The sequence below is a fragment of the Aeoliella straminimaris genome (assembly GCF_024054565.1).
Lineage (GTDB): Bacteria > Planctomycetota > Planctomycetia > Pirellulales > Lacipirellulaceae > Aeoliella > Aeoliella straminimaris.
Genome location: NZ_JAMXLR010000079.1, coordinates 1 through 11,911 on the forward strand (window position 1 = coordinate 1; position 11,911 = coordinate 11,911).

11 protein-coding genes and 1 pseudogene are annotated in these 11,911 nt (G+C 56.5%); 6 read left to right on the forward strand and 6 right to left on the reverse strand.

The annotated features are described in order from the left end of the window. The first annotated feature begins 628 nt into the window (after positions 1 to 628). Positions 629 to 1,444: a PEP-CTERM sorting domain-containing protein gene (locus NG895_RS23765; RefSeq protein WP_252855044.1), complete on the forward strand. Its 816-nt coding sequence runs from the start codon at positions 629 to 631 to the stop codon at positions 1,442 to 1,444. Here NG895_RS23765 and NG895_RS23770 read toward each other — a convergent pair. Beyond that, on the reverse strand, positions 1,421 to 1,795 hold the full coding sequence (locus NG895_RS23770; RefSeq protein ID WP_252855045.1) for a hypothetical protein: 375 nt from the start codon (positions 1,793 to 1,795) through the stop codon (positions 1,421 to 1,423). The two genes, NG895_RS23765 and NG895_RS23770, sit on opposite strands and share 24 nt — an antisense overlap. Before the next feature lie 465 nt (positions 1,796 to 2,260). Here NG895_RS23770 and NG895_RS23775 point away from each other — a divergent pair, with 465 nt between their 5' ends. From NG895_RS23775 to NG895_RS23785, 3 genes are all read left to right on the forward strand, one after another. Continuing rightward, the gene (locus tag NG895_RS23775) at positions 2,261 to 2,500 is read left to right on the forward strand and encodes a hypothetical protein (RefSeq protein ID WP_252855046.1); all 240 of its coding nucleotides are present in this window, start codon (positions 2,261 to 2,263) and stop codon (positions 2,498 to 2,500) included. After that, the gene (locus tag NG895_RS23780) at positions 2,497 to 2,661 is read left to right on the forward strand and encodes a hypothetical protein (RefSeq protein WP_252855047.1); all 165 of its coding nucleotides are present in this window, start codon (positions 2,497 to 2,499) and stop codon (positions 2,659 to 2,661) included. Before NG895_RS23775 ends, NG895_RS23780 begins: the two co-directional genes overlap by 4 nt. Positions 2,662 to 2,807: 146 nt before the next feature. Further along, on the forward strand, positions 2,808 to 4,022 hold the full coding sequence (locus NG895_RS23785; protein ID WP_252855048.1) for an outer membrane protein assembly factor BamB family protein: 1,215 nt from the start codon (positions 2,808 to 2,810) through the stop codon (positions 4,020 to 4,022). A 266-nt stretch (positions 4,023 to 4,288) separates the two neighbouring features. Here NG895_RS23785 and NG895_RS23790 read toward each other — a convergent pair whose 3' ends face one another. The 3 genes from NG895_RS23790 to NG895_RS23800 all read right to left on the reverse strand — a co-directional run bounded on the left by NG895_RS23790 (position 4,289) and on the right by NG895_RS23800 (position 7,240). Then, positions 4,289 to 4,540: a transposase gene (locus tag NG895_RS23790; protein WP_261361766.1), complete on the reverse strand. Its 252-nt coding sequence runs from the start codon at positions 4,538 to 4,540 to the stop codon at positions 4,289 to 4,291. Positions 4,541 to 4,891: 351 nt separating this feature from the next. Beyond that, positions 4,892 to 5,230, reverse strand: coding sequence for a hypothetical protein (locus NG895_RS23795; RefSeq protein WP_252855049.1), 339 nt, complete (start codon positions 5,228 to 5,230; stop codon positions 4,892 to 4,894). A gap of 639 nt (positions 5,231 to 5,869) precedes the next feature. Then, positions 5,870 to 7,240 carry an IS4 family transposase gene (locus tag NG895_RS23800; RefSeq protein WP_252855050.1) on the reverse strand — a complete coding sequence of 457 codons (1,371 nt, stop codon included), beginning with the start codon at positions 7,238 to 7,240 and terminating at the stop codon, positions 5,870 to 5,872. Between the two features lie 214 nt (positions 7,241 to 7,454). Here NG895_RS23800 and NG895_RS23805 point away from each other — a divergent pair, with 214 nt between their 5' ends. Then, positions 7,455 to 7,667, forward strand: coding sequence for a helix-turn-helix domain-containing protein (locus tag NG895_RS23805; protein ID WP_252855051.1), 213 nt, complete (start codon positions 7,455 to 7,457; stop codon positions 7,665 to 7,667). A gap of 149 nt (positions 7,668 to 7,816) precedes the next feature. Here NG895_RS23805 and NG895_RS23810 read toward each other — a convergent pair whose 3' ends face one another. Both NG895_RS23810 and NG895_RS23815 read right to left on the reverse strand, forming a co-directional pair. Beyond that, complete coding sequence (locus tag NG895_RS23810) at positions 7,817 to 8,815, reverse strand: HAD family hydrolase (RefSeq protein WP_252855052.1); 999 nt, start codon at positions 8,813 to 8,815, stop codon at positions 7,817 to 7,819. 257 nt (positions 8,816 to 9,072) lie between these two features. Then, a pseudogene (locus tag NG895_RS23815) lies at positions 9,073 to 10,644 on the reverse strand (arylsulfatase). A gap of 224 nt (positions 10,645 to 10,868) precedes the next feature. Between NG895_RS23815 and NG895_RS23820 the strand changes: the two are divergent. Next, positions 10,869 to 11,780 (forward strand): LysR family transcriptional regulator, encoded by a 912-nt coding sequence (locus NG895_RS23820; protein ID WP_252855053.1) that lies wholly within the window; start codon positions 10,869 to 10,871, stop codon positions 11,778 to 11,780. Positions 11,781 to 11,911 lie beyond the last annotated feature (131 nt).

The window sequence follows — 11,911 nt, forward strand, 5'->3', positions numbered from 1 at the left end:
TACATGCCCCGCTGCCGACGTTAGCGGCTTAGCCGACCATCGCGTAACTCCCCGCGGTGCAGCTGCACCGACGCCAATTGAGGCTTTCGCGGAGGTACGGAGGTGTGACCCGCTTCTGCAGCATTTCGGTTGTTAGCGGTTTGGCAAGGTGATCAGTCTCGTCGATGCGCGACTTCTTTCGTAAAGCACTCTACCGTGTCGATATGTGGGCCGAAATTCGGCCGATCTACGAGCAGCTGTGGATGGAATCGCATGCCGAGGGGGTGATGGCACATAAGGCGGGAGCAACTCATTCGGGGGGCAGCCCATAGTGGGGGCACTACGTAAAAACTGCAGAACGCGGTCATTCCGAATCTCCTGTCGGCCAAGCGAAATCTGATATTTGCGTACCGGTCGAAAAAACACCAAAAAGCTATGCTTTTCTTCCTCAGAGCATAACCAATCTTGGGGATGTACACCCCGCGATGTGGGCTGGTAGAGTGCGGCGCAGACAGAGTGCTTCCCGTCTTTCAACAAAGGAGTAAGCAACGCCAACGTAAGCCATCGCTAACCGGAAATTCAACGAAGCCACTCTTGGGCACAATCCTGCATACATCTACTTCTCTCAATCACTAAGGGAGGCGGTGCGATGATTCGAGTTTTCCTTGCAGCTGCGGCTATTGGAGTATTCACGTTGCTAATGCCCCCCGTCCATGCCCAGGGGAATCCGCACACGCAGGTGATGCCACCGGAGTCCCACCCGTTCGGCAAGTCGCACGATGAATGGAGTGCCGAGTGGTGGCAGTGGGCGGTTTCACTTCCGGCGGATAACCACCCGCTGTTCGACACGGCGGAAGCAGGCGCGGGCCAGCCGTCTGATCATGTCTGGTTTCTTGGCGGGACGTTTACGTCGATTCCAGATCCGAACAACCCAGATTTGGTAGTAGGTGAAGCCGACCGGGCCATCACTGTTCCCAGCGGGACGGCCTTGTTCTTCCCGGTGATGAACGCCATCTCGTTAGAGTTTGAGGAGGCGCCGTCTTCTGAAGAGGACCTGCGAGAAGAGGCAAGATTTCTCGGCGACCACCGGACGGGTCTTTTTGCGGAAGTCGATGGCGTGGAGATACTGGACTTGGACTCTTACCGCGTCGAAACACCGTTGTTTACGCTTGGGCCGCTGCCCGACAACAACATTGTTGGTGTGCCGGAGGGACAAACGTTAGTGGGCGTCGACGATGGCGTGTACTTGATGCTCGCGCCCCTTTCGGTTGGCGAGCACAGCCTCGACTTTGGAGGAGCCCTAGTTCTACCAGAGAACGGCTTCGAGTTCCGACTCGACATCCATTACGACATCACCGTCGTGCCGCGGGGGCGGGCCGGAGCCATTCCCGAACCGGCGACCGTCTCGTTGGTCGCCGTCGGCTGTTTGGGATTTGCCGTGTTACGCCGAAGGCGACGTGCTTGAGACCGGCGGTCCACCGGTTGCCAGAGCGTCAAGCCAGAGAGAGAGCGGTTCAGTAGAGTACCCTACGGGCGTTGTGATCCCTGAAACACTCCATCCCTGAACCTTGCACCATTCCAAGAACTCGGGCTGGGAGATCGCAAATTCAGCCTCACAGCCGTACCAGTCGACGTAGAACGTGATGTCACTCGCACCAGCTGGAAGCTTCAGGTCGTCCCAGAGAACCCGATTCGCTACAGCGACACTCGTCCCTGTTGCCTGATAGGGATAATAGAAACTCCAGGCTGCTATCGATCCGACTGCAATCGCAATGGTGGTCGTGAGCACAAACAGGATTTTCAGGTTGTATCTCATCGAACCCTACAGGGAACGGTCTCTCCATTGCGAACTACTTGCGGTGCCGCCCAAAGCAACTCGGCTCGGTTAACATCCACCACCTAGTTTAGTCACTCTCCCGAAGAACTTTCGCCTTGCAGAGGAGTACCCGGGCTACGCCGCTACGCTGGGTAGGCGTGGCAATCGTCCCGGTAACCTCTTGTGCTGCGCACACGGACAACTGCCCGAACATAGTTTTTCACACAGGGCGACCGGGGTACTTGAGTCCACCGGCCTACACGGGACGGTGTGGCCTGAGCAGGTTTCGATATCTCCAAACCTGCTGAGGTGAGCTGCCCCGCGGGGAGTTGGCAGCGACTCGAAATCGGTCGCTCTGCCCCCCGTTGCGGTGGGTCTGGCGGGCTGGCTATTTACAGCGGTCGTCAAGACCGACGCGCCGAAGCCCTCCGGCCAACTGAGCGAGGCCAATGCAACTGCTGTCAGTTGGCCAGAAGCCGAACCGAGCGAGGGCAAAACCATCTCAGCTCCGCTCGTATTCGTACGACCTCGCGATCGGATGCGGATCCGCACGGACTGGCTGCCGGCGAGCTGCCAGTCGATGCCAAGAACATCGAACGGCGACTGAATCGCTTTCGCCGCCGCGTCGAGGATTCGGTACTACGACTCAGTGGCGACGAAGATCCAGACTCGTCTACTTGGCGATACCGCGCTCGTATTGCTTGAGCACTTGTTTTGTATTTCGCGTTCTGGAAAACGACTCCCGCTGGCAGGCCCACATTCGCATCTCGTCAGTCCTACAGCGCATCGATGGCGAATGGAAGATCGTGCTGGAACATCCCTTGCCGATGCAGGGCGTGGAGCGAATGGTGCCGATTGAGGGGTAAGGCCTCGCTGATCCAGTGGGCTGGCGCTTTCGGCTGGGCGTTAGACAATTCTGACGCTACACTGGGTTCGGTACGTTTAGCTCCTCAGACTTTAGCCTTGTGAGATGGATATGCTTAGGTTCTCTACTCTAGTCAATTGCGCCGCGTTGTTGGCAGTTTTCGTGGCCCCAGCCGACGCCGATCCCAACGAGAACGACTGGCCACAATGGCGTGGTGCGACTGGTGACAATAAGGCCGCAGCGGCGGACGTGCCGCTCATTTGGGGCGAAGAGGAAAACCTGCTGTGGAAGACGCCCGTCCCGGGGCGGGGGCATTCGTCGCCAACTGTGCGGGGCGACTACGTATTTCTGACCACGGCCGACGAGCAACAACACGTGCAGTCGATATTGGCTTTCGACCGTCAGAGTGGGAAACTTCTGTGGAGTAAGCAAGTGTTCGAGGGGGGCATGGACGATAAGGCCCATCGCCGCAATACCCAGGCCACCCCTTCAGTGGCCTGTTCGGACGATCGGCTGTTCGCGTCGTTCATGAACGATGGCCATGTGTGGGTGCTGTCGTTCGACTTCACGGGCAACGAGCTTTGGCGGGCCAACGTAGGTGAGTTTGCTTCGCATTGGGGCTATTCGGCGTCGCCCATTCTGTACGAGGGCAACGTGATAATCGCGGCGGACCACAAGCAGGGCGGTTACCTCGCGGCCTTCACGCAGGCTAGTGGCAGCCCCGTTTGGACCACCGCACGGCCGGCCGACCCGAACTACCCATCGCCCATTGTGCATCACGTATCGGGTAAGGATCAACTGCTGATGGCGGGGCTGGATCGCATCGCAAGCTACTCCCCCAAGACTGGCAAGCTGTTGTGGGAGACCGCGGGCGTCACGACCGAGTGCGTCGGCACCGTGGTGGTGGAGGGCGACTTGGCGTTTGCGAGTGGTGGCTATCCCGGCAACGTGACGATGGCCGTCAAGACCGATGGCTCGGGCGAAGTGGTGTGGCAGAATCGCGTGAAGGTGTACGTCCCTTCGATGCTAACGCACGATGGTTTGCTGTATGCCGTTACGGACAATGGCATCGCCTATTGTTGGGATGCCGCTACCGGTGACGAGCAATGGAAGAAGCGGCTCGGTGGCACATTCAACACCTCGCCCGTGTTGGCAGGCGATAAGATAGTGGCAGCCTGTGAAGATGGCACGACCTACGTCCTGGCCACGGGCGGCGCGAAGTGCCAAGTGCTAGCCGAGAACCAACTGGGCAACGAAGTGTACGCCACCCCCACGTTCGCCGGCAACCGCGCCTACATCCGCTACGCCGTGATCGATGGAGACGCGAGGCAAGAATACTTGGCGTGCATCGGAGAAAAGTAGGACGGACCACCGCAACTTGGTGTCAAAGGAAGTGTCATGCAGAGACGCGGATACGACAGAGAACGAAAGTCGGGGAACGCTAGTCTTTGCTAATGATGTTGATTATTCTCTTCTTACTTTTAGAACCACGCGTTTGAGGTAGGGAGCGTCGCAGATAGTTTTCATGAGCTTGGTGTCGAGAACTGCCAGGCCCTTATCGCCGCCTCTTCCAAAGCGTCGTAGTCTTTGTAGGCCCGGTTGCTCAAGTAGTGAGACTTCAAGTAGTGCTACAAGTACTCGATCGGATTGAGTACGGGGCTGTACGCCGGAAGCTGCACCAACGTGATGTTCTTGGGCACGTCCAACGCCTTGCTGGTGTGGAAGCCGGCCCCATCCCAGATGATCACCGCATTTTCTCCCGTGGGAATCGTGCCGGAGAACTGTCCGAGGAAGGAGTTGATCGTCGTGGTGTTGAGTTGAGGGCTCAGCAGCCCTTCGCCGTGGCCCGTCTCGGGGCAGACGGCACCGATGACCCACAGGTAACTGAAAACCGATCCGAGATATCAGGTGTTGTTTGGAGGTAGAGGACAGGTTCGCCTGACGAGAACACTTCTATTGCTCAACGCAAAAAGAACGGCTGGGCGCGGAAAGAGGTATGCTGCGACAGTCGTTACGCCGTTGCTCGTCCTCCCTACGGGCTGAATGGGAGAAGGTATGCCTAACGAACCGAGGTACGTTGGGTCTGGGCAGGCTAGGCGTAGAAGCGATCCGCTCCGCATGGATCGACACGAGTAACTGACACGGGCCGTTCCACTCCGCCGGGAGTCATCGGATTGACTACACTCGCCGCATTCTCAGACTGCGGTCGGTTGCTGCACCGACGGAGTGCCTCAAGTCTCTTGCGAATCGCCGGGGCTGGTAGGAACTCCGCGCATAGATTGTTGGCGGCGACCTCCAACACAGACAACTGTTCCCACAATGATAAGCACCACGCCAGCTATCCCCACAAAGTTGATGCGAGAAGTAACCGTTCTAGCAATTTCAGTTACATCCGCAGGCGTGTCGGAGCTTGCTTGAGTCGGAATAAGAAGCTGCAGGAGCGGATAGTCATCTGGGTTTTGAGAACCGGGTTCGGTGGCGAGAGTGTTGAGCTGTCCTCGAAGTGTGAGGCACAAGACGATAGCAACCAACCCCAGTCCAACTAGAAGGATTCCCAAAACGTACTTCATGGCTAGCTGTACCTTTCGACATCATTCATGCTGAGATGCTAACGCAACGACAATAGCAAGACCGGCCAACCACAGCAAACTACCCCGCGTTGTCCCAGAATTGCAAACGAATCACCATTCTATGGACGCCTCGGCTTCATCGGCCGACGCAGCTTTCGCGGGGTCACGAAACGGTGGTCGGTTGCCCAACCGCTGCCGCTTGGGCCAATCCGCAACTGCAGTCGGTGCACATCACCTTAGCAATGCTCCAGCATTCCCGAATCTGCTGAGGTGATTTGCCCCGCGGGGAGGTACGGAATCGCGAATGGGACTCGGCGTGCCCCTGGTAGGGCACCAGCTATCCACAGAGGTTGTCGCCACCGACGCGAGTTGGACCACAACCTACGGCGCCTCGGACGATGCAACGAATGGCACTAGGTTAAGGACTCAAGATCAAGATGACTGCGCCGAGCAGGGTTCGTCTTTCGGGTAGGTCTGTTTGGAAGTCGGGTGGAAGCCTTGTCATTCTGTCCTGGAAGGCGATGAGATGGACAATTCTGGGGTGCGGTGGCGTGGCATCCCAGTGGAAGCCAGAGAGATTCCCAGTGACTGCCGGTAAGGTTGCGAGCGACCTTGCCCGTTGAGTCTGGTTCGTCCGACCTAGAACCACTTGGAGCGGTTCTGTGGCAGCTTGGCGATGTGTCGTGGTTGCGTTAGTCGTGCGGCATGCTTCGGTCGTCGCTTCCGCGCCCGAGGTTCCCAGCGTCCAGGACGGTTGCCTACACGGTGGTAAGCAATGGTCGTCAGCATTGCATCAATGAGAGTCGCGCGATCCTCGGGCCGGGCAGCTTCAATCTTCGGAGCGAATGCCATCAAGGCTTGCTTCGCTCCTTTGAAACTTACCTTGCGAGGCTCGGTGTCGTTCTCGTCGGCAGCAACGGCCATGACCGTGCGGAGCAGGTTATAGGCCAGTAGGTGAGTCCAAATCTCTTTGTGGACCATATCCGGCGTTTTGCATCGCAGGATATCCATCTGCATCGTCGACTTAATCGATCGGATATCGACCTCCCCTTCCCATCGCCGCTCGTACAGATGGCCAATCTGCTGGCCATCGATCGACTCGTTGAGAAGGGTGGTTACCACCTTGAATTGTGTCACGCGGTTATTCCTATCGCGGGCATCAACGGCCACCTGCCGCATGACGAGGCTCTCTGGGTAGCTGCGGTATTGCTCTTTTGTCATGCCGCGTGGCTTGCTGGGACGCTGCCAAACGAGCAGGTCACCTTTTGGGCTTCTTTCCAATATCCGGCTGCCTACGCGCTCGCACTGAGCTCGCGCGACGATGTCGATGTTGCGTTGGTACAATTCCCAAGTGATGAAGTAGTCATCGAATAAGGCGTCGGCAACAACCACATCGCCCGGTTGGAGGGTATCGTACATGCGGCGGAAGAGGCTCTTTTCGCCGGTGCCCTTACCCTGATAGGACGCAATTTCCAGATCGTGACAAGCACCGGTGGCGAGCGATAATAGCACGGCGATCCGGGCCAGTGGGAAACCGAGCCCAGGTTTTTGGATTGGTGGCTGTGGATACTCCTGTTGATTCTCAGGAGTATCCGGCATTGAGACGGTCGAGCCATCGACAATGAACACAGAGCGACCGTTCCACTTCCACTGGCGGTCGATGCTCATCTGCAATTCTTCGGCCGTCTGCTTCGCCAAGGTGGAGAGTACGCCCGTGAAAAGACGGCTCCGCGCATCGCAATAGCTGGACGTATTCGGTGAACAAACCGCCTGGCCACTGGTCGCACGATGTGCGATGATCCGCGACACGGCGTCGCGACAACTATGGTCTTCGCTGAGCACCTGACTCAGGAAACCCCAGATGGTGGTGACCGGGTTGAACACGCGGTCTCGATATTGGACGCCATGCTCGTGGAGCACGTCCCGGATGCTGGTCTCGGTCAAGACATCTGCGAACGGAAGTCCCTCATTGCGCGCAAAGCGGGCGCGTACCGCATCCAAGCTGGCCATGGAATCGCCTTCCGATTGACAGCGATTCCCACCGCCCGATTCGATGGCGATTCAGACGGGTCCCGTTCTTAGGCGGAAACGCCTGGGGTGATTGGTTGAAGCGGCTGCTTCACCGAGTATTCGCTTTCCTGGCCGGTGTGACCGACCCTCCGCGTCTCTGCGTACGTAGACTACTGGTAAGCTTGTTCGCTGGGCTCAGAAAATTGGAGAAACCATGACCGCAGACGGCGTGATGCACAACATTCGCAACCTGTTTGAGCAATCGGAAATGACGCTGAATGAACTCGGTGAAGGCTTGGGATACAACGGTCCGACCGCCAAGAAACGTGCCTGGTTCCTGCTCTATCGCACGTCCAATCCCCGCATCTCCACCGTGCTAGCTGTGGCCCAAACGCTGGGCGTGAAAATCAGCGATCTAGTGAAATGACCAAGCGCCGTCATCTCTGCAGCGCTTAACCTAGTGCCATTCGACGATGCAACCTACCTCTCGAAGTAATTGCTCTTTGTGCTGGCGATGTCCCTTACTTCTGCTGTTTAAGAGGGCTTTGGCTGGCGATGGCAACACGTGATTTGTGACTAGGGAAAAGCGCGGTTCCAGTCTTCTTTCATCCGGACGACAATCCAACCATTCTTCCCAGCCTCGTCCATCAGCGACTGCGGAAAGGTGCCCATCTTAGAATCAGGCAGCCCGCCGGCCGGTCCATAGGCGTATTCTCGCTCGGCATCGTCGTGATAAACCAACAAACCGAGCCTCGCACCATCACCGCCAGTAGCGTACTGCAACATTTCGCGGTCACCGGCTGAGTTGCCAAAGGCCAGGATCGGGCGTTTTCCGATATGCTGACCGATTCCGACCGGTTTGCCTGCCTTGTCGTCCACAAAGTTGACTTTCGGAAGCCGCATCAATACCGGCTTGCCATTCTGCATTTGAAACTCAGTCACAATGCTGGAGCCAACCACCTGAGGCGCCGCGATACCATACACCCGCGCAGTCCAGGGCCGCATGAACTCGATGCCACCGCCCGATACGATAAATGTCTGAAATCCGTTGTCACGCAAGAACGCCAGCAATTCGAGTTGGGGCTGATAAACGCACTCCGTATATGGCCGTTTGAATCGCGGGTGCTTTGCTGTGGCGATCCAGTCGCTGGAGATCTTCGCGAATTCATCGCTCGTCATACCGGCGTGGGTTGCCGCAATAATCTCTGCCACTCCCTTTTCTCCCTGGCTTTTGAGCGATTCCAGATCCCCGTCAAGAACCGCCTTGTAGGGCTGCTTGGTCTTCCATTCCGGGTGCTCTGGGGCCAGTGCCTTTACGCGATCGAACGCGAAGGCAAGTTGCGTATAGATCGGTTGCTCGCACCACAGCGTGCCATCGTTATCAAACGTCGCAATCCGATCTTCGGGCGGCACAAAGTCAGGCGAACCATCGGACGATACCTTCTCGACAAACTCGATGATGGCAGCCTTGGTCGCCGTCTCGTTCCAGGACGGCAGCGGGTCTTGTGTTTGAGCATCTGCTCGCCCAGTAAGAATGACGCCAAGCGTTAGTATTGGCAGTATGATGTGTTTCATGTCGAATCTCGATTCGCTGGCGACTGCGGGTCGCGGATGTTGAGAAGACCGTCCATCTCGGAGAATTCGTTGCACCCGGCTGCAATTAGCAGACTGTCAAATTCGCAAAAGCCAGCGACCGCTGAACCACTGACGTGGGGCGCTGCGACGCAAACCTGGCTAAACTCATCCGGTTTTGCACTGCTCATTGCAGCACAGCGGTAATAAGAAATACGAGGCGTCATAGAGATATGACGCCTCGCATTGTATTGAAAAGACTATTGCCCTTTCGCATTCGTCTGCAGACTCTGCAAGACGTTGTCGACGCTCAGGCTCCCGCCCTTGGCTGGTGGAAACTCCTTCAGCGACTCCATGTATTCACCAATTAGAGTCTGCGCAGGCACCATTAACCACATTTTGTCGGCCATCCATCGCAGATACATTTGCGATTCGTAGACAGCTCGCTCGTAGGGATCTCTGCGAAGGTTGATAATCTTTGGCCAACTCGGCGTTTTACGGTAGGCGGTCGTGATGTCGCCGTCGACTTCGGCGAATACGATTTTCCAATCCTGATAACGCAATGCGTTCAAGTTGCCACCAGCATCAAAGTAGAATATCTCGTTGCGTTTTCCGGGCCCCTTACCGGTCAGCAAGTCCATCTGATTGTAGCCGTCGATGTGGGCTTTGAATTTCTTATCGCCGGCCTGGTAGCCTTTAAGCAGCTTTTCTTTGACCTCAGGTTCGCCAACGGCTGCGAGCAGTGTTGGCAACCAGTCCTGATGCGAGAAGATATCGTTGACGACCGTGCCCTCTTGAAACTTGCCTGGCCAGCGAGCCACGCAGGGGACGCGGAATCCGCCCTCCCAGGTCAAACCCTTCTCGCCTTTGAACGGGGTCGTTCCACCTTCCGGCCAGGTAAACACCTCGGCGCCATTGTCGGTCGAGAATTGTACAATTGTGTTGTCGGCAATTCCCAATTCGTCCAGCTTGTCGAGCAGCTTTCCAACCACGTAGTCGAGCTCCGCCATGCCATCGGCATAAATACCCTGACCGGTCTTGCCTTCCCATTCATCGCTCAAGTGAATCTACACGTGGTTGCGAGTCGAATTGTGCCATAGGAAGAACGGCTTTCCTTCCTTATGGCACTTCTCGATGAAGTCAAGAGACTTCTCCAGTAGATCTTCTTCGATGGTCAGCATCCGCTCGCGTGTTAACGGTCCAGTATCCTTGATCGTTTGCTTGCCAACCTTCCCCCAGCGTGGATCAACCGTGTCGTCATCTTTGTCCGTTGCATAGCATTCCAGAACGCCGCGTGGACCAAATCGCTCACGGAATTTAGGGTCCTTGGGATAATCGGGATCTTCTGGTTCTTCCTCTGCATTCAGGTGATAAAGGTTGCCATAGAAGTAGTCAAAGCCATGCACTGTAGGAAGATATTCGTTTCGGTCACCGAGGTGGTTCTTGCCAATCTGAGCCGTGGCGTAGCCCATCGGTTTTAAAAGCTCGGCAATGGTAGGGTCCTTCGCCTGAATGCCTTGCTTGGCACCCGGCATGCCGATCGTTAGCAATCCCGTACGGAACGGGGTTTGTCCCATAATGAAACAGGCTCGGCCTGCCGTGCAGGATTGTTGGGCGTAGTAGTCAGTGAACATGACGCCCTCTTTCGCCAGGCGATCGATGTTCGGCGTGCGACCGCCCATCAGTCCTCGGTGATACGCGCTGATGTTGTCAACGCCAATGTCATCCCCCCAGATGATGAGGATGTTTGGCTTATCTTGAGCCCGCGCTGCATGACAGACGACGAGGCACATGGTCATCGCGACAAGAGGCCGCAGTACACCATTGATCATGGCATGGTTCTCCCTGGTTCTGACGGGTCGGAGGAGGTGAAGAGAAGTGCGAATCACGAGCTACTTAGTACCCAAAGCATCGCTAATCGCGCAGACCGCCTAACAGTGAGTCTAGGGCAATAAGGTTGTTTGGCAAGATACTAGGCGTTAATCTAAAGTAGATTTCTAATTCCTTGCGATTATCACGTGATAACTGCGGCGCACTGCTGGAACAGGTTAGATAGATGATAGACCCCAGAGACCTGCGGAACCTCGTTGCCGTCTTTGAACATCGCCATTTTGGCAAGGCTGCCAAGGACGCCGGACTAAGCCAACCCGCCATCACGAAGTCGATTCAACGCCTGGAAAAGGAATTTGGGTTTGCACTCTTTGACCGCTCGCGGTCTCACGTCGGGCCAACCAAAGCATGTGAGACCGTTGTTTCCACGGCGAAAGCCGTTCTGGCAGGGTTGAAAGGCTTGGATCAGACGGTGCGTATGATCAGCGGTCTCGAAGCTGGATCGCTTGCCGTGGGGGTCGGTCCTGCAATGTCGGAGTCGTATGTCACAGAAGCCGTTGGCTCGCTTGCTCAGGACCACCCCGGTATTCAAGTCGATGTCCGTGTCGACCACTGGAAGCAACTATCAGAGTGGATCATCTCTGGAGAGATCGAAGTGCTTGTGGCCGACCTCGCAGACCTCGCCGAAGATGAACGATTCGAGGTGACTCCTCTGCCACCGCAAGATTTTACGTGGTTCTGTCGAAGCTGCCATCCGTTGGCTGATAAAGCAAAAGTATCACGCACCGACCTTCTGCAGTACCCGCTGGCGACACCTCGAATGCCTCCTTGGGCAATCGAGTGGTTCCATGCAGTACTTTCAGAAGAGGAGCGAAGCAAAGGTAGTGTGCCGCTGCCAACAATTCGATGCGAGAGCTACTCAACGCTCAAGCGTATTGTCTTAGACAGCAATTGCGTGAGCGTTGCGTTCGCTGCGACCATCCGGCCGGAGTTGGACTCGGGATTGCTCACCGAATTGCCGGTCGATGCTGCTATCTTGAAGACGCATGCCGGCATCGTCCAACGGCGTGGTCGAACTCCGTCGCCATTGGCGATCGCACTAGTCGAACGGATTCTAAAGCGTGCTTCCATCGAGTAATGCTCAACCTTGAGCTTTCACCGAGCAGAACGGCTGATAGCCGCGTCGGTTTTCTCACCGACTGCACTTAGTGCGGGAATTAAGCTAAGGCGGGTGGACCAGCTTCAGCGAGTTGCTCGTCCCCTGAACTC

Coding starts and splice junctions, on each gene's coding strand:
- NG895_RS23765 (WP_252855044.1), top strand. CDS start 629: ATGATTCGAGTTTTCCTTGCAGCTGCGGCTATTGGAGTATTCACGTTG.
- NG895_RS23770 (WP_252855045.1), bottom strand. CDS start 1,795: ATGAGATACAACCTGAAAATCCTGTTTGTGCTCACGACCACCATTGCG.
- NG895_RS23795 (WP_252855049.1), bottom strand. CDS start 5,230: ATGAAGTACGTTTTGGGAATCCTTCTAGTTGGACTGGGGTTGGTTGCT.
- NG895_RS23800 (WP_252855050.1), bottom strand. CDS start 7,240: ATGGCCAGCTTGGATGCGGTACGCGCCCGCTTTGCGCGCAATGAGGGA.
- NG895_RS23805 (WP_252855051.1), top strand. CDS start 7,455: ATGACCGCAGACGGCGTGATGCACAACATTCGCAACCTGTTTGAGCAA.
- NG895_RS23810 (WP_252855052.1), bottom strand. CDS start 8,815: ATGAAACACATCATACTGCCAATACTAACGCTTGGCGTCATTCTTACT.
- NG895_RS23820 (WP_252855053.1), top strand. CDS start 10,869: ATGATAGACCCCAGAGACCTGCGGAACCTCGTTGCCGTCTTTGAACAT.